A 25293-nucleotide genomic window follows, 5' to 3' on the forward strand; every position below is an offset into this window, starting at 1 on the left:
CGCAAGACACAAGGTTCGTGACCTCAGGATGCGATCGGGTTACCCCGAGTCCGGTGCGGTCCATGGTAGCGATCCGTGAACCGCAAGACACAAGGATGCGTTTCGCTGCCGCTCAACGCATCCTACGGTTCTTCGTTACGGTCGGGATGGCCGGGCGGCATGGGCCGAAACAATCAAACGACCGAACCACAGGGAGGTGGGGATGGCGATTACCGACTGGCCTGCGGCCGAGCGCCCGCGGGAGAAACTGATCGAGCGGGGCGCGGCCGCGCTTTCGGATGCAGAACTGCTGGCGATCTTTCTGCGCACCGGCGTGGCCGGCAAGAGCGCGGTCGATGTCGCGCGCGATCTGCTCAGCCGTTTCGGCGGACTGCGGCCTCTGCTGCAGGCCGATCAGGCGGGGTTCTGCGCGGCGCCGGGGCTGGGCGATGCCAAGTACGCCCAGCTCCAGGCGGTACTCGAGATGGGGCGGCGGCACCTGGCCGCCGACCTGGAGCGTGGCGATGCGCTGACGTCGCCAACCGCCACTCGACAGTTCCTCGCGGCGCGTCTGCGCGACTATCCCTTCGAGGTCTTTGCGGTCCTGTTTCTGGATAACCGCCACCGGGTGATCGCCTTCGAGGAGCTGTTCCGCGGCACGATTGACGGCGCCGCCGTGCACCCGCGCGAGGTGGTGCGGCGTGTACTGCACCACAATGCGGCCGCGGTGATCCTTGCCCACAACCACCCGTCCGGGGTGGCCGAGCCCTCGCGCTCGGATATCGCGATCACCCGGCGCTTGACCGAGGCCCTGGGGCTGGTGGATGTGCGGATACTCGATCACGTGGTGATCGCCGACACCCCGATATCCATGGCCGAGCGGGGGCTGCTATAGACCCAGGCTAGCGCGCCAGGCGCCGCCACAGTGCCTCGATCGGCCCGGCGCCGATGTAGCGCTGCCACAGCAGGGAGAAGGTGATCTGCACGGCCCAGATCGCCAGCACGATGCCGAGCAGTTCGAGATGCCCGAACTGCGAGAACAGGCCGAGCCCGATCCCGTAGAAGATCATTGCGGCCACGATCGACTGGCCGATGTAGTTGGTCAGCGCGAGGCGGCCGACTGCCTCCAGGGCGCGGATGACGCCCGGCAGGATCCGCCGACGCCCGTCGGGATGGGCCAGCAGGATCACCAGGGCCACCCAGGCCAGGGCGATCGCGACACTGCCCCAGAGATTCGCGATGCGGCCCAGGAACATCGAGTAGCGCAGATCCCAATCCACGGCCGTGTTGAACCACAACCCCGCCAGCACCAGCGGGATGCCGATGCCCAGTCCGGCCAGCACGACGCGCCGGTAGCCGGCCAGTGACCAGCTCCCGTGGAGAAAACCAAGCCGCATCAGGGCCATGCCGATGAACATCATCGCGAGCATCTGCCACAGGCGCTCGGAAAAGAACATCCACAGCTGCGCCGTCAGCGCGCCGGTCGCCCGCTCGCCGGTCGCCGCCAGCCAGTGCAGGGACATCCGGTTGAGCTCGTCGCTGACGACATCGGCGCCGGGCTGCCAGTAGCGCTCGTTGAGCGTCTGCAGCCAGTGTTCGGGGACGAGGAAGATCAGGATCACGCTCAGCGCGAGCCAGAGCGCGGTCAGTCCTCCGATCAGCGCGATCCCGAAGGCCAGGAGCGTCATCGGCGGGTGGTCGCGAAAATGCATGGCCACCAGTCCGCACACCGCGTACGCCGCGAGGATGTCGCCGGGCCACAGGATCAGCCCGTGTGCCAGCCCGATCAGGAACAGCCAGCCCATGCGGCGGCGAAAGCGCTGTTCGAAGGTGTCGGCCGGATGGCGTGAGCCCGACGCCATCAGAACGATCCCGGCCCCGAACAGCAGGGTCAGCATGCTGATGAACTTCTCGTCCGCCAGTACGTGGACCACGATCCAGGCGATCCAGTCCGCCAGCGGGAGGGGACCCAGTGCCATCGGGTTCAGGTATTCGCTGGAGATGCGCCCAAACGACTGGATGTTCATCACCAGGATCCCGAGGATCGCGACCCCGCGCAGTACATCCAGCACGATCACGCGTTCCGGTGCGGACGGGGACGTATTGGCGGGCAGGGTCCGGGCCATGGAGTGAACCATTCCGTGCTGTGCGGCCCTTCGGTAGCCGGACGGAAGGCGTCGCCGGCCGGGTCAGGGCAGGTTGGCCCTGCAGGATAGGCGATGGTGCCCGGGGGCGTTCAAGGCCCCCGGGGCACTTGGGGCAATGACGCGCTTATCCGCGGATCTCCCAGTGGCCGGGTTCGTCCGGACAGGCCATGCCGGTATGGCGCTCGCCGTCGATCGTCATCTCGAAGTCCCGGCAGCCGTTATCGCGAACGCGCCCCGGCGTCATGTGCACCGGCTGGCCATGGGCGTTGTCCCAGTACACGGGCTGTCCGGGTTCGGCCAGTTCCAGTGCATGGCCCATGCAGGCCTGGTCATTGCGGTCCATCTGACGTCCGATCATGCCGCCCAGGACCGCGCCCCCGGCCGCCCCGATCAGGATGGCCACCGGATCGCCGTCGCCGACCCGGTGGCCGATGACTGCGCCGGCACCGCCGCCAATCGCCGCGCCGATCGCGTCGCGGTTGCAGCGGCCGTCCATTACGCCGTAGTCGTGTTCCCAGCGGTCGTAACTGTAGCCGTCGTAGCCGGCATAGCCCGGGTCGTTCTGCGCGCGCCAGCCGTGGGCCGGTGCCCAGGGCGGCGGGGAGGCCAGGGTGTCGGCGGCGAAGCCGAGCAGCACCGCAGCCGCCAGCGCCTTCAGATGGGTGGGGACACCGCCTCGGGAATGGTTGCGATTCCTTGCCATGGTCCGTCTCCTTTCGACCGTGTTCGGCTTCAGCCTCGCGTGGGGTCGCTGAACGGTTCTTTAACGGGGAATGGCGGTTGTCGGAAACGTGAAAGACATCAATGCCGGGGTGTGGGCTGGTTCACGGAGCCGCCTGATTGAGGGCGTGTTCCAGCGTGTGGAGCAGGGCATCCACCTGGGCCTCGGTGTGGGCGGCGGACAGTGTGATGCGCAGCCGCGCCTGGCCCTCGGGGACCGTGGGTGGACGGATCGCCGGAACCAGGAAACCGGCGGCCAGCAACCTCTCTGCCACGTCGCTGGCGCGGCGGGCGTCACCAATGTGGACCGGCTGGATCGGGGTCAACGGGGGCGGGTGCTGCAGGCCGAGCCGGTCCAGTCCCGCCCCCAGACGCTGGAGCAGGCCCTGCAGGTGCGCACGCCGATCCTCGGCAGCCTCGGCGATGCGCACGGAGGCCAGCGTTGCGGCGGCGAGGGCAGCCGGCATCGCGGTGGTGTAGATGTAGGGGCGCGCGGTCTGGATCAGGGTCTCGATCAGGGCCTCGGAGCCGGCGACGAATGCCCCGGCGGTGCCGAAGCCCTTGCCCAGTGTGCCCATCAGGATCGGAACCTCGTCTGCGCCGAGGCCGTGGTGCTGGCAGCTGCCGCCGCCGGTCGCGCCCAGCACCGACAGGCCGTGGGCGTCGTCCACCATCAGCCAGGCGTCGTACTCGCGCGCCAGCGCGGCCAGCTCCGGCAGTGGGGCGATGTCGCCGTCCATGGAGAACACCCCGTCGGTCACGATCAGGCGGTGACCGCTATCGGGGGCCTGCTGCAGGCGTTCGCGCAGATGCCCGGGATCGGCATGGCGATAGCGCTGGCTGCACGCGCCGGCCAGGCGCACGGCGTCGATTAGCGAGGCATGGTTCCAGCGGTCCTCGAACACCGTGTCTCGGCGGCCGGCCAGCGTCTGTACCAGCGCCAGGTTGGCCATGTAGCCAGTGGAGAACAGCAGTGCGCGCTCGCGCCCGGTGAAGCGCGCCAGCGCCTGTTCCAGTTCCATATGGGTGCGGGTGTGGCCGTTGATCAGATGGGCAGCCCCTGCCCCGACCCCGTAGCGGTCGAGGGCCTCGCGGGCGGCGGCGGCGACGGCCGGATCCGCCGCCAGACCCAGGTAGTCGTTGGAGCAGAAGGCAACAACCGGCTGGCCGTCGATGACCTGCTCCGGTTGCTGCGGCCCACCCAGCGTGCGCAGCCGGCGCCAGCGACCGTCCGTGCGCACGCGGTCGAGACGGGCCTGCAGGAAGGCCTGCAGCGACTCACTCATGGTGAGTGGCTCATGGTGAGTGGCTCACTCACGGCCGCAGCCCGGCACGCAGGAAGATCGGCCAGTGCACGCGGGCGGTGATGTCCGCGTTCGGCCACAGTGCGTGCAGGGCTGGCTCCAGTGCGGCCAGCGGATCCTGGCCGGCGGCCTGTGCGCGGCGGATGGCGGACCAGGTGCCGAGATAGCCGAGCAGGGTGTCGCGGTCCCAATCGCGGTCGATACGGAACTCGGGCGTCTCGATCTCCGGCCAGGGGAAGGGCAGGTCGCGGTAGTGGCTGCGGATGTGGCTGCGCTCCTCCGGCCACCAGGGCGCCAGGGTCGTGTCGTGGAAGTCGGTCAGCAGGCGGTCCAGCGCCGGGTCCTCGGCGCGCAGGATGCCGTAGCCCCAGATCGCCAGCAGGCCGCCCGGGCGCAGGACGCGCGCGACCTCGTCATGGAACTCGGCGTGGCGAAACCAGTGTGCGGCCTGGGCGACACAGGCCAGATCCACCGAGGCGTCGGCCAGCGCGCAGGCCTCGGCGGCACAGGCCACGCGATCGACCCCGGTGGTCGCCGGCAGGGCGGCCAGCAGGGCCGGGGCGGCATCCGTCGCCACGACCTGCGGGAAGTGCGGCTTCAGGCCCTGCGCGGCCTGGCCGTTGCCGCTGGCGCAGTCCCAGGCCCGTTCGTGGCGCGGGGTGTGTGCGGCCAGCCAGTCAAACAGATCGGCGGGGTAGTCCGGGCGGTGGCGGGCATAAGCCGCCGCCACCGCCGAGAAGTGATCGGGAAAGTCGCCCGCCACCGGCCGTCGGCTCAGGCCGATGCGGAGGCGGGCCGGTCCGATTCCGCGGGGGCTTCCGGCCCGGTCTCCGGGCGCAGGCCCAGGCGTTCGAACAGCGCGAGATCGTGGTTTTCGCCGGGGTTCGGCGTGGTCAGCAGGGTGTCGCCGTAGAACAGCGAGTTGGCGCCGGCGAGGAAACACAGGGCCTGCATCTCGTCGGACATCTCGGTGCGCCCGGCGGACAGGCGCACGTAGGAGGCCGGCATCAGGATGCGGGTCGCGGCGATGGTGCGCACGAACTCGAGCGGGTCGAGGTCCTCGATCCCGTGCAGCGGCGTGCCCTCGACCTGGATCAGCTGGTTGATCGGGACAGACTCCGGGTGTTTCGGCAGGTTGGCCATCTGCTGCAGCAGGCGCGCGCGGTCGCGGCGCGACTCGCCCATGCCGAGGATGCCGCCACAGCAGACGTTCATGCCAGCCTCGCGCACGTGCTCCAGGGTCTCCAGGCGGTCCTCGTAGGTGCGCGTGGAGATGATGTGGCCGTAGAACTCGGGTGAGGTGTCGAGGTTGTGGTTGTAGTAGTCCAGCCCCGCCTCGGACAGGCGTTTCGCCTGCTCGGCCTTCAGCATGCCGAGGGTCATGCAGGTCTCCAGACCCTCGTCCTTAACCGCGCGCACCATCTCGATCACGCGCTCCAGGTTCTTGTCGGTGGGGTTGCGCCAGGCGGCACCCATGCAGAAGCGGGTCGCGCCCTGGGCGCGGGCGTTGCGCGCGGCCTCGACGACCTCGTCGAGCGGCAGCAGACGTTCGCGTTCCAGCTCCACGTCGTGGTGGGCGCTCTGCGGGCAATAGGCGCAGTCCTCCGGGCAGGCCCCGGTCTTGATCGACAGCAGCGTGCTCACCTGCACCGCGTTCGGGTCGAAGTGCTCGCGGTGCACCGTCTGCGCGCGAAAGATCAGGTCGTTCAGCGGCAGGTCGAGCAGGGCCTCGACCTCTTCGGTGTTCCAGTCGTGGCGGGGCTCGCTCATGAGTGTGGCTCCTTGTCGGCTTCCGCCGGAATGGCGACATCGGCCCAGGGTTCGCGATAGATACGGAACAGGGCGTATATCGTCCACGGCAGCAGGATGGCGGCCGCCACGGCCCAGTAGGCTCGGTAGTAGGCCAGATCCGGCGGAAAGAAGGTGGCGACCCCGATCAACAGGCCCATCAGCGCGTAGTAGCGATAGGCCGCCCACTGCGTGAAATGGCCCACGCGCGGATCGGGGTGGTGCTTGTTCAGGGCGTAGACCAGCATGGAGGCACCAAACCACAGCACTAGCGGCACGATGCCCATGATCGCGGCAATGATGAACCCGACCCCGACCCCTTCGCTGCTGACCACAAACAGCGGGATGCCGGCAATCGACACGCTGATCAGATTGCCGATGTCGAACATCGCAGCGGAGCGCCGCGAACTGCGTGCGGAGACGGTCTTGGTCGCCATGGACTACCCTGAATGCAAAAGCGAAAGCATACCATTATGGCTCATCCCCCTTCAGCCACGCCGGGGCGAATCGGGCGGCGATCGGGCGCGTTGCGTGCGCTGGCCACTTGGGCAGCTCGGGCGCTGTACCCGGACCACTGCGGCTTGTGTCTGGCCCCGTTACCGGAGGGTGGGGCCATCTGTCCCGGCTGTCGCGAGGACCTGGTGCGGGTGGAGGCACCGTGCCCGGGCTGCGCGGCGCCTTTGCCGGTGACGGTGGCCTGCCCTGCCTGTCAGCGGCGCCCTCTCGCACTGGACAGCCTGCGGGCACCATGGGCCTATGCCTGGCCGCTGGATCGGGTGCTGCTGGCCTACAAGCGCAGTGGTTACGCCCGGGCCGAACGGATCCTCGTGGAACTGGCCGCGCAGGCGGCCCGCGAACGCCGGGCTGCGCCGACACTGTTACCTACCCGCGTGGTGCCCGTTCCATTGCACCCCTCGCGTTTGCGCGAGCGCGGGTTCAATCAGTGCGAGCCGCTGGCGCGGTGCGTCGCCGAGGTCCTGGGGCTCCCGCTGGATGCCGCATGCGTTCGCCGCGTGCGGGCCACGCCTTCGCAGCAGACGCTGAGTGGCCCTCAGCGTCGCCGGAATCTGCGCGATGCATTTGCCGTGAAGGCGGAACTGGCGGACGAACGGGTGTTATTGGTGGACGATGTGGTCACGACCGGGGCGACCCTGGATGCGCTGGCCCGTGCGCTGCGGGCGGCGGGAGCTGCGTCGGTCGAGGGCTTGGCACTCGCTCGCGCGTAAGCGCGTTAGCCTCCCAGATAGTGATCCGCGATCATCGCGAGCATGACCACGGCGCCGAGATAGTGGTTGTTCTTGAATGCCCGCAGGCAGTCGGTCGGCTCGCGTTCGGCGATCAGGAACTGCTGGTAGAACATCAGCATCGCCACGATCACCAGCCCCGCCGTATAGTAGCCGCCGAACCCGGCATGCTGACCGATCAGGTACAGCCCCAGCCAGACGAGCACCTGTAGCCCTGCCGTGATCAGCCGGTCCATCTCGCCGAACGCGATGGCGGTGGACTTCACCCCGATCTCCAGGTCGTCTTCTCGGTCCACCATCCCGTAGAAGGTGTCGTACACCACGGTCCAGGCGAGCACGGTCACGTACAGCAGCCAGGCGAGCGGAGGCGGGTGATCCCCGGTAACCGCGGTAAAGGCCATGGGCACCGCCCAGGCGAAGGCCGCGCCCAGGTGCACCTGCGGAAAGTGGTGGAAGCGCTTGGCGAAGGGGTAGGTGGCGGCCAGCACCACCGCGACCAGGGAATAGAGAATGGTCAGCAGGTTGGTCAGCAGCACCAGCACGAAGGCGGTCAGCGCCAGCACGGCGAAGGTCGCCAGTGCCTCGTTCGGCGTAATGGTGCCGAGCGCCAGCGGGCGGTCGCGTGTGCGGGCGACATGGGCGTCGAAGTCGCGGTCCGCGTAGTCGTTGATCGCACAGCCGGCCGAGCGCATCAGCACGACGCCGGCAACGAAGATGAAGATCAGCGAACCCGGCGGCCAGCCCTCGGCCGCGATCCAAAGCGCCCACAGAGTCGGCCACAGCAGCAGATAGATGCCGACAGGCCGGTCCAGGCGGACCAGTCGGGCCAGTTCCCACAGGCGTGCACGTGCGTCCATGGCGGCCAAGCTTACCAGCCTGGCGTGCCGGATGGATGCGGAAGGGGGTGGGCCGGACAATCCCCGGCGCGACCCCGCTGGTAGTCTGCGCTCAGTCCGCGGTCAGCGGGAACAGGGTCAGTTCGACGCGCCGGTTCATCGCGCGGCCCTCGGCGGTCTCGTTGGTCGCGACGGGCTGATGCGGGCCGAAGCCGATGGTGTCGACTCGCACCGACTGGACCCCGCGCCGGATCAGGGCGCGCCCGACACTTTGTGCACGGCGTTCGGACAGGTCCATGTTGTACTCGACGCGTCCGGTGATGTCGGTATGGCCGGCGACCTCGATCCCGGTCTGGTCGTATTCGGCCAGGACCAGCGCCACCGAGTCCAGCACGTCCTCGAACTCCGGCTTGATGTCGGTGCGATCGACATCGAAGGTGATGTGCCCCGGCATGTTGAGGATGATGTTGTCGCCGTCGCGGGTCACGCTGACGCCCGTCCCCTGAAGCTGCTCGCGCAGCTCGGCCTCCTGGCGGTCCATGTAGTTGCCGATCGCGCCGCCGGCCAACGCCCCGATGCCCGCCCCGATCATCGCGCGCTGCGTGCGGTTGCGGCGGCTGGTGATGCTGCCGACCACGGCGCCTGCCGCGGCGCCCACGCCGGCTCCGATCGCAGTGCGCGATACGCGCTCCTCGCCGGTATAGGGATCCGCAGTGGTACAGCCGATGGCGAAGGTCAGAAAACCGACCAGTAACAGAACACCAATGCGCGAGATCATGCTTGCCCCCCAGCCGGGAAGGAACTCCCGGGTTTCAGTCTGCGCCCATGGGCGCGCTTGGGGACAGGATTGCGCCGTTGCTTGAACGGAAGGTGAACCGTGCGTCAGGCCGCGTCGTTTTCGTGACGCAGTTGGCGCAATACCGGGGTGGTGTCGGGGTGGATGCCGCGCCAGATCGCGAAGGCCTCGGCGGCCTGCTCGACCAGCATGCCCAGACCGTCCGCCGTCTGCCGGCAGCCGGCGTCATTGGCCCAGTCGAGGAACCGGGCCGCGCCCGCGCCGTAGACCAGGTCGTAGGCCAGGCTGTCCGGGTGCACCAGCGTCGCGGGCAGGGTGAGGCCCTCGTCCGACAGGCCGGCGGCGGTGGCGTTGATGACCAGGTCGAACGGGCCGGCGGGCAGGGCGTCGAGGCCGCAGGCGGACAGCTCGGTCTCGATCGCCAGGTCGGCGAAGTCCTCGGCCAGCGCTTCGGCCCGCGCCGCGGTGCGGTTGGCGATCACCAGCTGTGCGGGATGTCGCTCCAGCAGGGGCTGCAGCAGCCCGCGGGTCGCGCCGCCGGCCCCGAGGATCAGGATGCGCCGGCCGGGCACCTCGCCACCCAGGCGGTCGAGGTCGCGGCAGAAGCCGATGCCGTCGGTGTTGTCGCCGTGGAGCTGGCGCTCGTCGTCGCGCCAGAGGGTGTTCACTGCACCGGCGCGCCGGGCGCGATCGGTTAGCACCCGGGCCAGGGCGAACGCCTCTTCCTTGAACGGGACGGTCACGTTCAGGCCCCGGAGCCCGGAGGAGAACCACGCCCAGACCTCCTCGGCGAACTGCCCCGGGGTGCCCAGCAGGGCTTCGTAGGTCAGGTGCTGCCCGGTCTGTTCGGCGAACAGGGCGTGGATGCGCGGCGACAGCGAATGACGAATCGGATTGCCGACCACGCCATAACGATCGGGGCGCGGCTCGCTCATCGGGCCGCGTCCTCCTCCAGCCATTCGGCCACGGTGCGGGCGTAGTAGGTGAGGATGCCGTCGGCCCCGGCGCGCTTCATGCCGGTCAGGGTCTCCAGCACGCAGGCGCGCTCGTCCAGCCAGCCGCGTTCGGCGGCGGCCTTGAGCATCGCGTACTCGCCGGAGACGTGATAGACGAAGGTCGGGCGCTGGAATTCGTCGCGGATACGGCGGACCACATCCAGATACGGCATCCCCGGCTTGACCATCACCATGTCGGCGCCTTCGGCCAGGTCGAGCGCGACCTCGTGCAGGGCCTCGTCGCCGTTGGCCGGGTCCATCTGGTAGGTCTCCTTGCCACCCTTGCCCAGATTGCCGGCCGAGCCCACCGCGTCGCGGAACGGCCCGTAGAAGGCCGAGGCGTACTTGGCGGAGTAGGCGAGGATGCGCGTGTGCACATGCCCGCCATCCTCCAGCGCGGTGCGGATCGCGCCGATGCGCCCGTCCATCATGTCGGAGGGGGCGACCACGTCGGCCCCGGCCGCGGCATGCGACAGTGCCTGCCTCACCAGGGCCTCGACGGTGATGTCGTTCACAACAAAGCCGTCGTCGTCGACAATGCCGTCCTGGCCGTGGGTGGTGAACGGGTCCAGGGCGACGTCGGTGATCACGCCGAGCTCGGGGTGGGCCTGCTTCAGGGCGCGTACCGCGCGCTGGGCCAGGCCCTCGGGGTTCCAGGCCTCGGCGGCATCCAGGCTCTTCTTTTCGCCCGGGACCACCGGGAACAGGGCCAGTGCCGGGATGCCGAGGCGCACGGCCGCGGCCGCCTCCTCCAGCAGCAGGTCAATGGTGACGCGGTCCACGCCGGGCATCGACGGCACCGCCTCGCGCACCCCCTCTCCTTCGGTGACGAATATCGGCAGGATCAGGTCGTCCGTGCGCAGGTGGTGCTCGCGCATCAGGCGGCGGGAGAAGGCGTCGCGACGCATGCGGCGCGGGCGGCCGGCGGGATAGGGGGCGATCGGTGCGGTCATGCGGGTCATCCTTGTTGGCGTAGTCAGCCAGCGGCCTCGGCCAGCCAGTCGCGCGGCTTCAGGTAACGTTCGTACAGTTCGGCCTCGGGCGTGCCGGCCTCCGGCTGGTAGTTGTATTCCCAGCGCACCAGCGGCGGAAGCGACATCAGGATCGATTCGGTGCGCCCGCCCGACTGCAGGCCGAACAGGGTACCGCGGTCGTAGACCAGGTTGAACTCGACATAGCGCCCACGCCGGTAGAGCTGGAACTGGCGCTCGCGCTCGCCGTATTCGGTCGCGTGGCGCCGGTCGACGATCGGGCCATAGGCATCCAGATAGGCATTGCCGACGCTCTGCATGTAACCGAAGGCGTGCTCGAAGCCGCCCTCGCTGAAGTCGTCGAAGAACAGCCCGCCGACGCCGCGCGGCTCGTCGCGGTGCTTGAGGTGGAAGTACTCGTCGCACCACTTCTTGTGCGCCGGATAAAGGTGCTCGCCAAACGGCCGACAGGCGGCCTCGGCCGTGCGGTGCCAGTGGATGCAGTCCTCGTCGAAGCCGTAGTACGGGGTCAGGTCGAAGCCGCCGCCGAACCACCAGATCGGCTCCTCGCCGGGCTTCTCGGCGATGAAGAAGCGTACGTTTGCGTGCGAGGTCGGTACATACGGGTTGTGCGGGTGGATCACCAGCGACACCCCGGTGGCCTGGAACGAACGCCCGGCCAACTCCGGGCGGTGCGCGGTGGCCGAGGCCGGAAGGTTGTCGCCCATCACATGGGAGAAGTTGACCCCGGCCTGCTCGAAGACCCGCCCCTCGTGCAGCACGCGGGTGCGGCCGCCGCCGCCGGCCGGGCGTTCCCAGGCGTCCTCCTGGAAGCGGGCCTGGCCGTCCAGGCGCTCGAGGCCTTGGCAGATGCGGTCCTGCAGGCCCTGCAGGTATTCGATGACACGGTCGATGGAGACGTGGTCCTGGCTCATGCTGCGTCCCGATTGATCAGTTCTCGGTGTTGGTGTCGGGGTCCGGCGCGCCCCGGAGCCAGGCCCCGGTGCGGGCGTCGCGGATCGCGCTGGGTGCGGTGCGCCCGCCACATTCTGCCTGCAGGATCGCATCGATGCCTGTCCCGAGCTGTGCGTTCACGCAGTCCCAGGTTCGGCAGGGCTCCGCGCCCGCGCGGTTGGCGCTGGTGGAGACCAGGGGGCTGCCCGCGGCCGCGCACAGCGCGCGCGTCTCCGGGTGGGCGGTGACGCGTACCGCGAGGCTGTCGTGTTCGCCGCGTAGCCGCGGCGGGCAGGCATCGGTGACGGGCAACAGCCAGGTGGTCGGCCCCGGCCAGCTGGCGTCGATCTCGGCCCGGCGTTCGGCCGGCAGCGGCGCCAGCCAGGTTGCGAGGCGCTCCATCCGGTCGGTGACCACGATCAGCCCCTTGGCGGCCGGGCGGCCCTTGATCTCGAGGATGCGATCGATTGCCTCGGCGTTATCCGGGCGGCAGCCAAGGCCGAAGACCGCCTCGGTGGGGTAGGCGATCACGCCGCCGTCGCGCACGCACTGCGCGACGGGGTCGATCTCGGGGGTTAGCAACGGGGCGTTATTCGGATCCACGGTCGCCGGAGGGCTGGGCACTCAGGCGGCTGTCGCCGGCGTTGTCGCCGCTGCCGGACTTCGCGCTACCAGACTTGGCGGTCGAAGCCTTCTTCGCCGGGGCTTTCTTCGACGTGCTCTTCTTGGCGGCGGTCTTTTTCGTGCCCGTCTTGCTGGCAGCCTTCTTGGTGGCCGTCTTTTTCGTGGCCGTCTTCTTCGCGGTCGACGACTTGGCGGTCGACTTGGCCGCCCCCTTGCGTCCGCGGCCCTTGCGTTCCGGCGCGGCGGCGATCAGTTCCTGGCACTGCTCAAGCGTCAGGGACTTGGGATCGGTCTCCTTGGGGATCTTGGCGTTTTTCTTGCCATCGGTCACATACGGCCCGTAGCGGCCGTTGAGGACCTGGATACCCTCTTCGTCGAAGCTCTTGATGAAGCGTTCGGCGTCCTTTTTCTTCTTCTCGGCGACGATCTCCAGCGCACGTGGCAGCTCGATGGTCCAGACGTCGTCGTCCGGCCCGAGGGAGGCGTACTTGGAGCCGTACTTCACGTACGGGCCGAAGCGGCCGATGTTGACCATCACCGGCTCGCCCTCGGGGGTCTCGCCGAGGTCACGCGGCAGTTTGAACAGCTCCAGTGCCTCGTCGAGCGTGATCTTGTCCATCTTCTGCCCGGGCAGCAGGCCGGCGAAGCGCGGCTTCTCCTCGTCGTCCTTGGTGCCGATCTGCACGATCGGGCCGAAACGGCCCAGGCGCACGCTGACCGGGCGCCCGCTCTGCGGATCGGTGCCCAGCTCGCGTGACTGCACGGCCTCGGCACGGGTGACGTTCTCTTCCTTTTCCTTTACCTGGTCGCGGAAGTCGCCCCAGAAATCCTCCAGCACCGGGACCCAGTCCTTCTCGCCGCGCGAGATCGCGTCCAGCTCGTCCTCGAGCTTTGCGGTGAAGTCGTAGTCCACGTAGCGGTCGAAATGCTGGGTCAGGAAGCTGTTCACGATCCGGCCGGTATCGGTCGGGATGAAGCGCTTGCCGTCCATCTCCACGTATTCGCGCGACTGCAGGGTGGAGATGATGCTGGCGTAGGTCGACGGACGGCCGATGCCGTATTCCTCCAGCGTCTTCACCAGGCTGGCCTCGGTGTAGCGTGGCGGCGGTTCGGTGAAGTGCTGGTCGGCGGTGACTTCTTCGAGTTGGACCGTGTCGCCCTCGGCCATCTCCGGCAGGCGCTTGTCCTCGTCATCGTCTTGCGCGTCGTCGCGGCCCTCCTGATAGACCGCGATGAAGCCGGGGTCGACCAGGGTGGAGCCGGTGGCGCGGAACTGATGCCGGCTGTCGCCCGGGACCAGGTCGGCGGCGACGGTGTCGAAGGTCGCGTGGATCATCTGGCAGGCGACGGTGCGCTTCCAGATCAGGTCGTACAGTCGCGCCTGGTCGCTGGTCAGCCGGGCGCGGATTTCGTTCGGCAGGCGGCGCACGGAGGTCGGGCGGATGGCCTCGTGGGCCTCCTGCGCGTTCTTCGACTTGGTCTTGTACTGGCGCGGGCTGTCGGGGACGTTGTTGCCGCCGTAGCGCTCCCCGATCAGGCCGCGGATCTCGGCGATCGACTCGCCGGCCAGCGCCACCGAGTCGGTACGCATGTAGGTGATCAGGCCGATCGCACCGGAGCCCAGGTCGATCCCCTCGTACAACTGCTGCGCGGTGCGCATGGTGCGGGACGCGGTAAAGCCCAGCTTGCGCGAGGCCTCCTGCTGCAGGGTCGAGGTGGTGAACGGCGCGGCCGGGTTGCGGCGGCGCTGCTTCTTCTCGACCTTGGCGACACGCAGCTCGCCGTTCGCGGCCTCGGTCAGGCGCTTCTGGGCGTCATGTGCGAGTTCGGCGCTGTTCAGGTCGAACTGGTCCAGCTTGTTGCCGTCCAGGTAGGTCAGGCGCGCGGTGAACGGCTGCTCCTGGCGCTCGGCCTTCGCATCCAGGGTCCAGTATTCGCGCGGGACGAAGGCCTCGATCGCGTCCTCGCGCTCGCAGATCATGCGCAGCGCCGGGCTTTGCACGCGTCCGGCGGACAGGCCGCGCTTGATCTTGCGCCACAGCAGCGGCGAGAGGTTGAAGCCGACCAGGTAGTCCAGCGCGCGGCGCGCCTGCTGGGCATCGATCAGCGGCTTGGCCAGGTCACGTGGCTCCTCGATCGCCTGCTGGATCGCCTTTCTGGTGATCTCGTGGAAAACGACCCGATGCACGCCGCGATCGTCCAGCAGGCCGCGGTCGCGCAGCACTTCGTAGAGGTGCCAGGAGATCGCCTCGCCTTCGCGGTCGGGGTCAGTCGCTAGGATCAGGTCGTCGGATTTCTTCAGCGCCTTGGCGATCGCGTCGATCTGTTTTTCGCTGCGCTCGATCACGTCGTACTTCATACGGAACCCGTTTTCCGGGTCCACCGCGCCTTCCTTGGGGACCAGGTCGCGCACATGGCCATAGGAGGCCATGACCTGGTAGTCCGGGCCGAGATATTTTTCGATGGTCTTGCCCTTGGCGGGCGACTCTACGATGACGAGGTGCTTGCTCATGTCGCTCGGGACCGTCTCCGTGGCAGCGGGTTCCGTTTAGGGGCGATCGCGGTCGCATGGCAGCGACCGGGTTCACGGGCGCTAAAGACTAGAGGAGGAAATGCCGGTTGGCTACCGTGCTGTCTGCGGGAGACGGAGAAATCAGTGCAGATAATCCACGGCCGCGGGGCCAGAATCGTCGCGCATCACCTCTTCCAGTCGGGAGTAGGCGATCGCGTCGTCGGGCTGGTTGAACAGCACCATCAGGACCACCCAGCGCAGCTGGTCGAGGTCGATCTCCTCGGCATCCAGCTCCATCACGCGGTCCAGCACCAGCTCGCGCGTGCCGGCGGTCAGCAGGCCGTTTTGTTCCAGGTGCAACAGGAAGCCGTGCGCCTCGGTATCCAGGCGCTTGCGCTCTTCCGGGGCGTAGATGCGCTGGGCCGCGCTGTCGCCACCGCGGCCGGTGAGCGGGGCCTCGCTCATCAGGCGATCCAGCCAGCCCAGGGCGCGGTCGATCTCGGGGCGGGCGAAACCGGCTTCCACCAGGTGGCGTTCCAGTTCCGCGCGATCCGGCTCCTCTTCGGATTCCTCGTCCATGGTGTGCTCGAACAGGTACATGAGCACATCCAGCACGCTTTCGTTCATGATTCAGGGGATCCTGCGTCGAGGCGCTGGTAGCGCCCGTGGTCGAGGGCGGCCACACGGCCGTTGAGTTCCAGCAAAACCAGCATGGATGAAAGCCGCTCGATGGTCAATTTGGTGCGATCCCGCAGGGTTTCCAGCGGGATCGGGTCAAAACCCATCGCGTTCAGCACGCGTTCCTGCTCCGGGTCCAGTGGTTCCCGAGCCGGCTCCGGCGACGTTTCGGGCGTCTCCCCGGGGGCGACACCGATCCAGTCCGCCAGATCCTCCAGCACGTCGTCGGCCGACTCCACGAGTTGCGCCCCGTCGCGGATCAGGCGATGGCAGCCGCGGCTGACCGAGCTCAGTACCGAGCCCGGCACCGCGTAGACCTGTCGGCCCTGTTCCGCAGCCAGCCGGGCGGTGATCAGCGAACCGCTTTTCAGCGCGGCTTCGACGACGACCGTGCCCAGGGCCATGCCGCTGATCACCCGGTTGCGCTGCGGAAAGTTGCGCGCCAGCGGGCGTGTGCCGGTCGGCCACAGCGAGACGACCAGGCCGTGATCCGCGATGCGGTGGGCGAGGCGACGATGCTGGGCCGGGTAGATGCGGTCCGGGCCGGTCGCGACGACCGCGATCGTGTGGCCACCGGGGGCAGCCAGGGCCCCCTCGTGGGCGGCGCCGTCGATGCCGCGCGCCAGGCCGCTGGTCACCACCACGCCGGCACCGGCGAGCTCGCGCGCGAACTCCCCGGCCAGCCGTTCGCCCTGCGGCGTGCACTCGCGGGCGCCGATGACCGCGATCTGCGGCCGATGTAGCAGGCTCGGGTCGCCGTTCAGGTACAGGACGGGGGGCGGATCGGGGAGTTCGGCCAGTAGCGGCGGGTAGTCGGGGTCATCCCGGCACAGCAGATGGTGCCGTTCGTCCTGGTCGAGCCACGCCTGGTCGGTATCGGCCCCCGCTGTGCGGGCCTCCAGGTCGATATCCAGCTCGACGCCGTGACGCCGCCATTCGCTGAGGGGTGCGGCCAGGGCAGCGCCGGGACCGCCAAAGACCTCGACTAGATGCAGGAGGCGCTGGTGGCCAAGCCCCGGGGTATTGATCAGTTCCAGCCAGTCGCGGTGACGTGTTGCCCGCTCCCGATCATCTGCCATCGGAGGTGATCACGCCCGTGCAGCCGGGTCAGCGCGACGGATGGCGGACCTTGTCGCCCTCGCGCAGGGTACGGTCGGACTCTGTAACCAGGATGTAGGAGACCTTCTCGAAGGTCTGGAACACCATCACCGTGCCGACCGATTCCTCGGGCAGGGTCACGACCTCGTTCGGCCGGTCGCTGACTGGGTCGCGTACCTGGCGACCGGCGGTGTAGGCGGTCATGACCTGGCCGTTCTCGATTCCGTCGCGCTCGCCGCGATTGATGATCGCGGCCTGCAGCTGGCCGATCTGGCTAATTGCATCGAACAGGGAGATGATCGTGCCCTCCATGTCCTCCGGGGGGCGTCCGATCTCGAACAGCATGTCCTGTTCGTCGGCAAAGGGAACGAGACGATCGCCACGGATCGCCTCGCGTTCGCCCTTGCGAATGTTGGCGCGTGCCACGTTGCCGGGTTCGACGATCTCCGCCTCGCCAATTGGCAGAGTCGCAATGCCCAGGTTCTCGCCCGTGTCCGGGTCCACCAGCTCGCCGTCACGGCGAACGATGTGATAGAGGTCGTATTGCTGCGTGTCTTCGGCGTTGCGCACGTAGACACGGTCGCCCGGGCCGAAAATCACGCGTTCGTCCTGCGAGGCCAGGATGTAGGGGGCGTTGTCCAGCGTCTCGTCGTCCAGCACCTGCGGGCGGAACATGAACGACTGCAGGGTGGAGATCGGGGTGACGTCCTCTTCGCGATCCACCACGCGAACTTCGGGCGACAGGCGCTTGGTTGGACGCACGCGCGGGCCACCATCCACGGTGATGCGCGGTTCACCATCTACGTAGTAGATACTGAGGACATCACCCGGATAGATCAGGTGCGGATTCTCGATCTCCGGATTCACCAGCCAGATCTCCGGCCAGTACCAGGGATCACGCAGGAACATCGCGGCGATGTCCCACAGGGTGTCACCTTCGCGGACCACGTAGCGTTCGGGTGCGGACTCGCGGATTTCGGGTTCCGGCTCGGAGGTGCCGGAAGTTTCGGAGGCGCGGTCGTTGTCGCGGGAGGTGCCCTCGGTGCGAGCCGTTTGAGTGGCTTCGCTGTCCGCAGGAGTGGCAGCCCCTTCTTCGGTCTGGGTGGCTGCGCAGGCGCCGAGTAACAGCGTTACACTAAATAGAATGCCCGGCAGAACGAAGGTCGTGGTCGCCCTGGTCTTGTACATTACTGTCCCCTGTCAGGTCCGCGCGCTCCCCGAGCCTTCCTTTTGCCCTAGCCCGGCCCCATGCGGATGACGCAATTCCGCGGATATTGCGGTCCAACGTTAGCAGAATTGTGACGTCTGTACAGTACAAAGTTTGAGGTTTTTCATGGCCAAGCGCGAAATACTGCATTTCCCGGATCCGCGGCTACGCCTGAAGGCGGAGCCGGTCGAGACGGTGGACGACGAGATCCGCACCCTGGTCGACGACATGCTCGAAACGATGTACGACGCCCCGGGCATTGGTCTGGCGGCTACCCAGATCAACGTGCAAAAGCGGGTGCTGGTGACGGACGTCTCCGACGACCAGAGCGAGCCGCACGTGCTGATCAACCCCGAGATCCTCGAGACCTCCGGCGAGGAGGAGATGGACGAGGGTTGCCTTTCGGTGCCCGGTTTCTACGAACGCGTGCAGCGCGCCGATCGCATCCGCGTGCGGGCCCTCGGGCGTGACGGCCAGCCCTACGAGCTCGATATCGACGGCCTTCTGGCCGTCTGCATTCAACACGAGATCGACCACCTCGACGGCAAGCTGTTCGTGGACTACCTGTCCAGCCTGAAGCGCAATCGCATCCGCAAGAAGCTGGAGAAGCAGGGCGCACGGAGCGGCGCGGGAGACAAGGCCGCGGCGCCCGCCGTCTGATGGGAGTGGCGGACACGGACGTCGAGTCCCTGCGCATTGTCTATGCCGGCACGCCGGACTTCGCGGTCCCCGCGCTGGAGGCCCTGATCGAGCGCGGCCCGCGGCCCGTGGCCGTGTACACCCAGCCGGATCGCCCGGCGGGGCGTGGGCGTCAGTTGCGCCCGAGCCCGGTCAAGGTCGCCGCCGAAGCGGCCGGCATCCCGGTGCTGCAGCCGGAATCCCTGAAATCGCCCGAGGCGCAGGCCGAACTGACTGCCTGGCACCCGGATATCCTGATCGTCGCGGCCTACGGGCTGATCCTGCCGCGCGCGGTGCTGGAGATCCCCCGTCGGGGCGGGCTGAATATCCACGCCTCGCTGTTGCCCCGCTGGCGCGGCGCGGCGCCGATCCACCGCGCGATCCTCGCCGGTGATACCGAGACCGGGGTCTGCCTGATGCAGATGGCGCCCGGCCTGGACACGGGGCCGGTGCACGCCTGTCGCTCGACCCCGATCACTGCGGCGACGACCACCGGCGAGCTGCACGACACGCTGGCCGCGCTGGGCGCCGAGCTGTTGCTTGAACGGCTGCCCGCGATCCTCGCGGGGCGTTCGCAGCCGGAACCACAGGACGATGCCGGCGCGACCTACGCGCGCAAGCTGGAGAAGGACGAGGCCTGGCTGGACTTTGCCCGCCCGGCGGTGGAGCTGGATCGCCAGGTGCGGGCCTTCAACCCCTGGCCGGTTGCCCAGGCGCGCTGGGGAGAGCAGGTGATCCGCGTGCATGCCGCGCGCCCGTTGCCCGGGCCGGCGGACCCGGAGCCCGGTACCATCCGTGCCGCGGACCGCGACGGGGTGGAGGTTGGCACCGGGGAGGGCCGACTACGTCTGGAAATTGTGCAGTTGCCAGGCAAGCGGCCAGTCGCGGCCGCGGACTGGGCCAACACCACGGCGCTGGTGGGACAGCGCCTCTCGGGGCCCTAGGCGATGGCAGCCAAGCGCTCCGGACGCATCGTCCCCTCGCGGGTGGACTCGCGCTCCCCGCGCCAGCGGGCGCTGGAGGCGACCGAGGGGGTCGTCCTGCAGGGGCATTCCCTGACGCGCGCGGTGGAGCAGGCTGTCGAGGGACTGAACACCCGCGACGCGGCCTGGGTGCAGGCGCTGGCTTACACCACGCTGCGCTGGTATCCGCAGCTGTCGGCGCTGGTGAACGGATTTCTGGATCGCCCACTGCGCAAGAAAGACGCGGTGATCGGTGTGCTGCTGGCGCAGGGGCTGGTCGAGCTGATGCATTTCTCTACCCGGGACCACGCGGCCGTGCGCGAGACCGCGGAACTGGCGCGGGCGATCCATCGCCCCGGTGCGGTGGGGCTGATCAATGCGGTACTGCGGCGCGCGCAGCGCGAGCAGGATGCGCTGGAGGCGGCGGTCCGGGAAGACCCGGCGCTGCGTTATGCCGTTCCGGAATGGCTGCTGGAGGCGATTCGCGCCTCCTGGCCCGACGATTGGGAGACGCTGCTGGAGGCGGCTACCCGACCCGCGCCCATGACCCTGCGCGTGAACCTGTCTCGCACATCGCGTGAGGACGCCCTCCAGGCGCTCGTTGCGGCGGGACACCCGGCACAAGCACATCCTCAGCTGGATATGGCCCTGACGCTGGAGGAACCCGCAGACGTGACCCGGCTGCCCGGTTTTGCCGAGGGCCGGCTCTCGGTGCAGGACGCCTCCGCGCAATGGGCGGCGGTGTTGCTCGATCCGCAGCCGGGCGAGCGCGTCCTGGATGCCTGCGCGGCCCCGGGAGGCAAGACCGGGCACTTGCTGGAGCGGGCCCGTGGTGATCTCCAGCTGACCGCGCTGGACAGCGACGCCGAGCGCCTGGTGCAGGTGCGCGAGAACCTCGATCGCCTCGGCTTCGCGGCGCAGTTGACCGCAGCCGATGTCGCCGATCCCGCTGCCTGGTGGGATGGTCACCCCTTCGACGCGATCTTGCTGGATGTCCCCTGCTCGGCGACCGGGGTGATCCGGCGCCACCCGGACATCAAGACCCTGCGCCGTGCCGACGACATCCCGCGCCTGGCGGCGGAGCAGGCGCGTATTCTGGAGGCCGCCTGGGGCCTGCTGCGACCTGGCGGGCGCCTGCTGTATGCGACCTGTTCGCTCCTGGCGGAGGAAAACGACGCGGTCGTTGCGGGCTTTCTCCAGCGGATGCCGGATGCGCGCGCGCCGGAGCCCGAGGGTGGCCCGCCGATCGCCGGGGCGCATGCGCGTTCAGCAGGTTGGGCGCTGCCACTGGGCCTGGAGGGCGGCGATGGTTTCTACTACGCACTGCTGAAAAAGGACTAGGGCATGGGCGCGGGTCGTCGGTCGCCGATCGGATTCCTGCTGGCGTGGTCGCTTGTCCTGGCGCTCGTTCCGGGTACGGCGCAGGCGCTGGAGATACGCGACGCTCGCCACCTGTGGATGGGCGATGACACTCTGCTCGTGCGCTTGATGCTCGACATGCGGCTGCCGCAGGTGCTGGAGGATGCGCTGGCCAACGGAGTCACGCTGGAGTTCGAGGCCGAGGCCCGGATCGAGCGCGATCGCTGGCTGGGCCGGGAAGACGTGCAGCGCGAGACACGCCGGGTCAAGCTGCAATACTTTGCGCTGAACCGATATTACCTGGTAACCGACGTGAACGACGACCGGATGGAGCTCAAACCGACCCTGGGCGATGCCCTGGAGCATGTGGCCCGACGGCTGGGGCGCCTGCCGATGCATGGCGTGCCGGAGGCGGTGCGCGAGCAGCCGGAAGACTACAACTTGGCGGCGCGCCTGTTGCTGGTGTATTCGGCGTTGCCCCTGCCGCTGCAGCTGGATGCCGGCCTGCGCGGTGACCTGACCACCCGGCGGGAATGGCACCGATGGTCCTTGGATTAGGGAAATGCTGGTCAATGAACACGCTCGCGTTCGAGTCGCTTTTGCGTGCAAACAAGGCGCGGCGACTGCCGTGCAGTCATTCTGCGCAAGGGAATCGCAACGCCGCGCCCGTTTTTGTCAACAAAGGGAGGCCGGGCCCTTGCTCTCAATGGTTCGTGGAATGGGTACCCCAGGTTCCCCGATCCGGCGTTGCGGCCCGAATCAATCAAAAACGGGCCGGTAGAATTACTACGGGCTGCGGACCGTGCCTTGTCGCGGACAACCTGGGGTGCCAACGCGGGTGTTTACATTGATCAGCGTTTCCCTAAGACGCTTCCCTTGGGGCCTTCTGGGCATGGGCCTGCTGTTTCTGCTGCTGCTGACCTCGCTGGTGGTCATGGGCGGGGCGGCGCAGGATCAGGCCCGCTTCGAGCAGCTGTTCCTGTGGCTGCTGGTATTCCATGCCGCAATCCTCCTGGTGCTGGGTGGCCTGATCATCCACCAGTTCGTGCGTATGGTCGCCCAGTATCGCCAGGGTGTGCCCGGCAGCCGCCTGACACTGCGGCTGGTCGGGGGGTTCATGCTCGTCGCGGTGTTGCCCGTATCGGTGGTCTATTACTTTTCCTTCGAGTTTCTGAACGAGGGTGTGGACTCCTGGTTTGACGTACGCGTGGACTCCGCGCTGGAAGACGCCCTGGAACTGTCGCGCTCGTCGCTGGATCTGCGCGTGCGCCAGCTGGCCACCGAGACGCAGGAGATGATGAGCGAGCTGGAAGGGGTCTCCGAGGGCCTGGTCCCGCTGGCGCTGAATGACTACCGCCGCCAGGTTGGAGCCCAGGAACTGACCCTGGTCGGCTCCAACAACCGCATCATTGCCTCCTCCACCGACAGCCCGATCCGCCGCCTGCCGAGTCCTCCGGGGGCCGATATCCTGATGCGGGTGCGCCCGGAGCAGCCGTATTCGCGGCTGGAACCGCAGCCCGATGGCTCGCTCGTGATTCGCGTGGTGGCCACTACCAGCAGTCGGCGCCCGGGGGCGGAGAACCGCATCCTGCAGGGGATCTATCCGGTGGACCCGCGCATGTCGGCCCTGTCGCAGCGGGTGGAGGATGCCTTCGCCGGTTACCGCGAGTTCGCCTACCTGCGCGGTCCGATCATTCAGGGGTTTATCTTTACCCTGTCGCTGGCCCTGGCGATCTCGCTGATGGCGGCCCTGTGGGCCGGCCTGCTGGTCGCGCGGCGCATGGTGCGTCCGATCTCCGATCTGGTGCAGGGGACACGACTGGTGGCGGCCGGGGACTATTCCACCCGCCTGGCCGTGCAGCGGGCGGACGAGCTGGGCTTTCTCGTGCAGTCGTTCAACGCCATGACCCGAACGCTGAACGAGGCGCGTGACGAGGCCGAACGCAACCGTCGTCTGCTGGACGCCGAGCGCGCGTATCTGGAGAGTGTCCTGCAGCATCTTCGTTCCGGCGTGCTGGCGCTGGACGGCAGTCTGCGCCTGCGCACCGCCAATGAAGCCGCCGGCCAGATCCTGGAGTGCAACCTGCAGGGTGCGCGCACCCGGTCGATCTCCGAGCTGGGCATCGAATGCCCGCTGGTGGGGCAGTTCTTCGAGGCGATCAACGATGCCCTGGCGCGCCAGGAAGACGAGTGGTCACGGCAGGTCGTTGTCTTCACCCGCTCCGGGCGCAAGGTGCTGATGACGCGCGCCGTCTGGCTGCCGACCTCGGGCTCCAGCCGCGGCCTTCACGCGATCGTGTTCGATGACATGACCGAGTTCCTGAAGGCGCAGCGCGACGCTGCCTGGGGCGAGGTGGCCCGGCGTCTGGCACACGAGATCAAGAATCCGCTGACCCCCATCCAGCTCTCCGCCGAACGCCTGTCGCGCCGACTGGGCAAGGTCCTGGACGGCGCCGACCGCGAGGTCCTGGATCGTGCGACCAGTACCATCATTCAGCAGGTGGAGGCGATGAAGACACTGGTCAATGCCTTCCGTGATTACGCCCAGGCCCCGCGACTGGAGCTGGGGTCGGTGGACCTGAACCAGCTGATTCAGGATGTCTGCGAGCTGTATGTCGACTCCGACGGCCATTCCCTGGTGGAAACCGAACTGGAGCCGGATTTGCCCGGGATTCGTGGTGACGCCGGGCGCCTGCGTCAGTTGCTGCACAACCTGATCAAGAACGCGCTGGAGGCCGGCAAGGGCCAGGACACGTTCGCGGTGCATATCGCGACCGCCTATCTCGACGACCCGGCCGGGCCGCACATCGAACTGTGCGTGACCGATACCGGCCCGGGGATCAAGCCCGAGCTCCTGGAACGCATCTTCGAGCCCTACACGACGGACAAGCCACGTGGAACCGGTCTCGGTTTGGCGGTTGCACAGAAGATCGTCGAGGAACATGGCGGCATGATTGAGTGCCATAATGCACCGGCGGGCGAAGGCGGGGCCGTCTTTCGCATCCGCATCCCGGTGGAACATACCCCGCAGGCCCTGGCCCACGAGGAACGGGAATGAGCGAACCGTACGTACTGGTCGTCGACGACGAACCGGATATCCGGATGTTGCTGCAGGATGTCCTTGAGGACGAGGGCTACCAGGTGGCGCTGGCCGGCTCGGTCGCCGAGGCCAAGGCCCAGCGACGGAGTCGGCGGCCGGATCTGATCCTGCTCGATGTCTGGATGCCGGACGGCGACGGGATTTCGCTGCTCAAGGAGTGGGGCGACGACGAGGGCCTGCCCTGTCCGGTGGTGATGATCTCCGGGCATGGGAACGTGGAGACTGCGGTCGATGCCACGCGCCTGGGCGCCTACGACTTCATCGAAAAGCCGCTGTCGATCGACAAGCTGCTGATCACGCTGAACAACGCCCTGGAGGCCGCCCGCCTGCAGCGCGAGAACGTGGGCCTGAAACGCCACGCCGGTACCGTCGCCGACCCGGTGGGCGGCAGTGCGGTCATGGTGAACCTGCGCGATCAGGTGCAGCGCATGGCGCAGCACGACACCTGGGTGCTGATCACCGGAGAGCCCGGGGTGGGCAAGCAGACCTTCGCCCGCCTGCTGCATGCGCGCAGTGCGCGCCGGGACAGTCCGTTCATTGTCGTCTCGGTCGGTTCGCTGTCCGGCGACGAGGCCGTGGCCGAGTTGTTCGGCAGCGAGCAGGGCGACCGCGTGCGCTATGGCTTGCTGGAGCAGGCCGCAGGTGGTGTGCTGTTTCTCGACGAGGTCGCCGAGATGGACATGCAGACACAGGGCCGGCTACTGCATGCCCTGGACACCCAGCGCATTACCCGCATCGGGGGCGATCAGCCGATCAGCGTCAATGTACGGGTGATTGCCGCCAGCCAGCACGATCTCGGCGAGGCGGTGGAACAGGGCCGGTTTCGCGAGGATCTGTACTACCGGCTGAATGTCCTGCCCCTGGCGATCCCGCCACTGCGCGAGCACGCGGAGGACATCCCGGAGCTGCTCGACTACCATATGCGCCATCTGCACCAGCAGGAAGGCCTGCCGATGCGGGCGTTTCAGCGCCCGGCGCTGGAGCGGATGCAGCAGTATCATTGGCCCGGCAATGTGCGCGAACTGCGCAATCTGGTGCAACGGCTGATGATCCTCGGCTCCGGTGACGAGATTACGCGCGACGAGGTCGAACGCACCCTGACCGGGCAGCCGCAGCGCGGCGAGGAGTTCGAAGAGGGGGTGCTGGCGATCCCGGATCTGCCGCTGCGCGAGGCGCGCGAGCAGTTCGAGCGCGAGTATCTGATTCAGCAGCTGGAGCGCTCGGAAGGCAACATGACACGGCTGGCCGAGCGGGTGGGACTGGAGCGTACCCACCTCTATCGCAAGTTCAAGGCACTGGGCATCGATCCAAAACGGGTGAAGGCCGACGGCTGAGGCTCTG

Annotated in this window: 24 protein-coding genes; 8 read left to right on the forward strand and 16 right to left on the reverse strand. The window is 68.0% G+C overall.

Annotated features, from left to right (window positions below):
• Positions 1–202 precede the first annotated feature (202 nt).
• Entirely contained in the window at positions 203–874 is a 672-nt protein-coding gene (radC, locus tag C935_RS0110825) for a DNA repair protein RadC (protein ID WP_018862515.1), read from the forward strand.
• A gap of 7 nt (positions 875–881) precedes the next feature.
• On the opposite strand, the gene C935_RS0110830 is transcribed toward radC, so the two are convergent.
• The 6 genes from C935_RS0110830 to C935_RS0110855 all read right to left on the reverse strand — a co-directional run bounded on the left by C935_RS0110830 (position 882) and on the right by C935_RS0110855 (position 6375).
• Positions 882–2105, reverse strand: a complete 1224-nt coding sequence (locus C935_RS0110830; protein WP_018862516.1) for a DUF418 domain-containing protein — start codon at positions 2103–2105, stop codon at positions 882–884.
• A gap of 145 nt (positions 2106–2250) precedes the next feature.
• Complete coding sequence (locus tag C935_RS0110835; protein WP_018862517.1) at positions 2251–2829, reverse strand: glycine zipper domain-containing protein; 579 nt, start codon at positions 2827–2829, stop codon at positions 2251–2253.
• Between the two features lie 121 nt (positions 2830–2950).
• Positions 2951–4132: an 8-amino-7-oxononanoate synthase gene (gene bioF / locus C935_RS0110840; protein ID WP_018862518.1), complete on the reverse strand. Its 1182-nt coding sequence runs from the start codon at positions 4130–4132 to the stop codon at positions 2951–2953.
• 28 nt (positions 4133–4160) lie between these two features.
• Positions 4161–4913 carry a methyltransferase domain-containing protein gene (locus C935_RS0110845; RefSeq protein ID WP_018862519.1) on the reverse strand — a complete coding sequence of 251 codons (753 nt, stop codon included), beginning with the start codon at positions 4911–4913 and terminating at the stop codon, positions 4161–4163.
• An 11-nt stretch (positions 4914–4924) separates the two neighbouring features.
• The gene (gene bioB / locus C935_RS0110850) at positions 4925–5920 is read right to left on the reverse strand and encodes a biotin synthase BioB (protein ID WP_018862520.1); all 996 of its coding nucleotides are present in this window, start codon (positions 5918–5920) and stop codon (positions 4925–4927) included.
• A complete protein-coding gene (locus tag C935_RS0110855) occupies positions 5917–6375 on the reverse strand; it encodes a hypothetical protein (RefSeq protein WP_018862521.1) in 459 nt (152 codons plus the stop codon). The genes bioB and C935_RS0110855 overlap by 4 nt, the downstream gene beginning before the upstream one ends.
• A gap of 36 nt (positions 6376–6411) precedes the next feature.
• Between C935_RS0110855 and C935_RS13445 the strand changes: the two genes are divergently transcribed.
• Positions 6412–7164 carry a ComF family protein gene (locus C935_RS13445; RefSeq protein WP_255349351.1) on the forward strand — a complete coding sequence of 251 codons (753 nt, stop codon included), beginning with the start codon at positions 6412–6414 and terminating at the stop codon, positions 7162–7164.
• 5 nt (positions 7165–7169) lie between these two features.
• Here the strand turns inward: C935_RS13445 and ubiA are convergent, their stop codons facing one another.
• The 10 genes from ubiA to C935_RS0110910 all read right to left on the reverse strand — a co-directional run bounded on the left by ubiA (position 7170) and on the right by C935_RS0110910 (position 17834).
• Entirely contained in the window at positions 7170–8039 is an 870-nt protein-coding gene (gene ubiA, locus C935_RS0110865; RefSeq protein ID WP_018862523.1) for a 4-hydroxybenzoate octaprenyltransferase, read from the reverse strand.
• A gap of 91 nt (positions 8040–8130) precedes the next feature.
• A complete protein-coding gene (locus C935_RS0110870) occupies positions 8131–8796 on the reverse strand; it encodes an OmpA family protein (RefSeq protein WP_018862524.1) in 666 nt (221 codons plus the stop codon).
• A 104-nt stretch (positions 8797–8900) separates the two neighbouring features.
• Positions 8901–9749, reverse strand: coding sequence for a shikimate dehydrogenase (aroE, locus tag C935_RS0110875; RefSeq protein WP_018862525.1), 849 nt, complete (start codon positions 9747–9749; stop codon positions 8901–8903).
• Positions 9746–10762, reverse strand: a complete 1017-nt coding sequence (gene hemB, locus C935_RS0110880; RefSeq protein WP_018862526.1) for a porphobilinogen synthase — start codon at positions 10760–10762, stop codon at positions 9746–9748. The genes aroE and hemB overlap by 4 nt, the downstream gene beginning before the upstream one ends.
• Before the next feature lie 23 nt (positions 10763–10785).
• On the reverse strand, positions 10786–11715 hold the full coding sequence (hemF, locus tag C935_RS0110885; protein ID WP_018862527.1) for an oxygen-dependent coproporphyrinogen oxidase: 930 nt from the start codon (positions 11713–11715) through the stop codon (positions 10786–10788).
• A gap of 16 nt (positions 11716–11731) precedes the next feature.
• Complete coding sequence (locus C935_RS0110890) at positions 11732–12337, reverse strand: L-threonylcarbamoyladenylate synthase (protein WP_026278772.1); 606 nt, start codon at positions 12335–12337, stop codon at positions 11732–11734.
• The gene (locus C935_RS0110895; protein WP_018862529.1) at positions 12324–14870 is read right to left on the reverse strand and encodes a DNA topoisomerase I; all 2547 of its coding nucleotides are present in this window, start codon (positions 14868–14870) and stop codon (positions 12324–12326) included. Before C935_RS0110895 ends, C935_RS0110890 begins: the two co-directional genes overlap by 14 nt.
• 141 nt (positions 14871–15011) lie before the next feature.
• Positions 15012–15497 (reverse strand): DUF494 family protein, encoded by a 486-nt coding sequence (locus C935_RS0110900; RefSeq protein WP_018862530.1) that lies wholly within the window; start codon positions 15495–15497, stop codon positions 15012–15014.
• On the reverse strand, positions 15494–16627 hold the full coding sequence (gene dprA / locus C935_RS0110905; RefSeq protein ID WP_018862531.1) for a DNA-processing protein DprA: 1134 nt from the start codon (positions 16625–16627) through the stop codon (positions 15494–15496). Before dprA ends, C935_RS0110900 begins: the two co-directional genes overlap by 4 nt.
• Before the next feature lie 28 nt (positions 16628–16655).
• Positions 16656–17834: a LysM peptidoglycan-binding domain-containing protein gene (locus C935_RS0110910; protein WP_018862532.1), complete on the reverse strand. Its 1179-nt coding sequence runs from the start codon at positions 17832–17834 to the stop codon at positions 16656–16658.
• 145 nt (positions 17835–17979) lie between these two features.
• Here C935_RS0110910 and def point away from each other — a divergent pair, with 145 nt between their 5' ends.
• The 6 genes from def (at position 17980) to C935_RS0110940 (ending at position 25286) form a co-directional block, all read left to right on the forward strand.
• Positions 17980–18513: a peptide deformylase gene (gene def, locus C935_RS0110915; protein ID WP_018862533.1), complete on the forward strand. Its 534-nt coding sequence runs from the start codon at positions 17980–17982 to the stop codon at positions 18511–18513.
• On the forward strand, positions 18513–19475 hold the full coding sequence (gene fmt / locus C935_RS0110920; protein WP_018862534.1) for a methionyl-tRNA formyltransferase: 963 nt from the start codon (positions 18513–18515) through the stop codon (positions 19473–19475). Before def ends, fmt begins: the two co-directional genes overlap by 1 nt.
• Positions 19476–19478: 3 nt before the next feature.
• Complete coding sequence (rsmB, locus tag C935_RS0110925; RefSeq protein WP_018862535.1) at positions 19479–20834, forward strand: 16S rRNA (cytosine(967)-C(5))-methyltransferase RsmB; 1356 nt, start codon at positions 19479–19481, stop codon at positions 20832–20834.
• Between the two features lie 3 nt (positions 20835–20837).
• Positions 20838–21410, forward strand: a complete 573-nt coding sequence (locus C935_RS0110930; RefSeq protein WP_018862536.1) for a DUF4390 domain-containing protein — start codon at positions 20838–20840, stop codon at positions 21408–21410.
• 289 nt (positions 21411–21699) lie between these two features.
• Positions 21700–23910, forward strand: a complete 2211-nt coding sequence (locus tag C935_RS0110935) for an ATP-binding protein (RefSeq protein WP_038044564.1) — start codon at positions 21700–21702, stop codon at positions 23908–23910.
• Positions 23907–25286, forward strand: a complete 1380-nt coding sequence (locus C935_RS0110940) for a sigma-54 dependent transcriptional regulator (protein ID WP_018862538.1) — start codon at positions 23907–23909, stop codon at positions 25284–25286. Before C935_RS0110935 ends, C935_RS0110940 begins: the two co-directional genes overlap by 4 nt.
• Positions 25287–25293: the final 7 nt, after the last annotated feature.

This window comes from Thioalkalivibrio sp. ALJ3, assembly GCF_000377205.1.
Lineage (GTDB): Bacteria > Pseudomonadota > Gammaproteobacteria > Ectothiorhodospirales > Ectothiorhodospiraceae > Thioalkalivibrio.

Excerpts from the sequence above, each read along its gene's own strand:
- radC (WP_018862515.1), top strand. The coding sequence starts at position 203 with ATGGCGATTACCGACTGGCCTGCGGCCGAGCGCCCGCGGGAGAAACTG.
- C935_RS0110830 (WP_018862516.1), bottom strand. The coding sequence starts at position 2,105 with ATGGCCCGGACCCTGCCCGCCAATACGTCCCCGTCCGCACCGGAACGC.
- C935_RS0110835 (WP_018862517.1), bottom strand. The coding sequence starts at position 2,829 with ATGGCAAGGAATCGCAACCATTCCCGAGGCGGTGTCCCCACCCATCTG.
- bioF (WP_018862518.1), bottom strand. The coding sequence starts at position 4,132 with ATGAGTGAGTCGCTGCAGGCCTTCCTGCAGGCCCGTCTCGACCGCGTG.
- bioB (WP_018862520.1), bottom strand. The coding sequence starts at position 5,920 with ATGAGCGAGCCCCGCCACGACTGGAACACCGAAGAGGTCGAGGCCCTG.
- C935_RS0110855 (WP_018862521.1), bottom strand. The coding sequence starts at position 6,375 with ATGGCGACCAAGACCGTCTCCGCACGCAGTTCGCGGCGCTCCGCTGCG.
- C935_RS13445 (WP_255349351.1), top strand. The coding sequence starts at position 6,412 with ATGGCTCATCCCCCTTCAGCCACGCCGGGGCGAATCGGGCGGCGATCG.
- ubiA (WP_018862523.1), bottom strand. The coding sequence starts at position 8,039 with ATGGACGCACGTGCACGCCTGTGGGAACTGGCCCGACTGGTCCGCCTG.
- C935_RS0110870 (WP_018862524.1), bottom strand. The coding sequence starts at position 8,796 with ATGATCTCGCGCATTGGTGTTCTGTTACTGGTCGGTTTTCTGACCTTC.
- aroE (WP_018862525.1), bottom strand. The coding sequence starts at position 9,749 with ATGAGCGAGCCGCGCCCCGATCGTTATGGCGTGGTCGGCAATCCGATT.
- hemB (WP_018862526.1), bottom strand. The coding sequence starts at position 10,762 with ATGACCGCACCGATCGCCCCCTATCCCGCCGGCCGCCCGCGCCGCATG.
- hemF (WP_018862527.1), bottom strand. The coding sequence starts at position 11,715 with ATGAGCCAGGACCACGTCTCCATCGACCGTGTCATCGAATACCTGCAG.
- C935_RS0110895 (WP_018862529.1), bottom strand. The coding sequence starts at position 14,870 with ATGAGCAAGCACCTCGTCATCGTAGAGTCGCCCGCCAAGGGCAAGACC.
- C935_RS0110900 (WP_018862530.1), bottom strand. The coding sequence starts at position 15,497 with ATGAACGAAAGCGTGCTGGATGTGCTCATGTACCTGTTCGAGCACACC.
- dprA (WP_018862531.1), bottom strand. The coding sequence starts at position 16,627 with ATGGCAGATGATCGGGAGCGGGCAACACGTCACCGCGACTGGCTGGAA.
- C935_RS0110910 (WP_018862532.1), bottom strand. The coding sequence starts at position 17,834 with ATGTACAAGACCAGGGCGACCACGACCTTCGTTCTGCCGGGCATTCTA.
- def (WP_018862533.1), top strand. The coding sequence starts at position 17,980 with ATGGCCAAGCGCGAAATACTGCATTTCCCGGATCCGCGGCTACGCCTG.
- fmt (WP_018862534.1), top strand. The coding sequence starts at position 18,513 with ATGGGAGTGGCGGACACGGACGTCGAGTCCCTGCGCATTGTCTATGCC.
- rsmB (WP_018862535.1), top strand. The coding sequence starts at position 19,479 with ATGGCAGCCAAGCGCTCCGGACGCATCGTCCCCTCGCGGGTGGACTCG.
- C935_RS0110930 (WP_018862536.1), top strand. The coding sequence starts at position 20,838 with ATGGGCGCGGGTCGTCGGTCGCCGATCGGATTCCTGCTGGCGTGGTCG.
- C935_RS0110940 (WP_018862538.1), top strand. The coding sequence starts at position 23,907 with ATGAGCGAACCGTACGTACTGGTCGTCGACGACGAACCGGATATCCGG.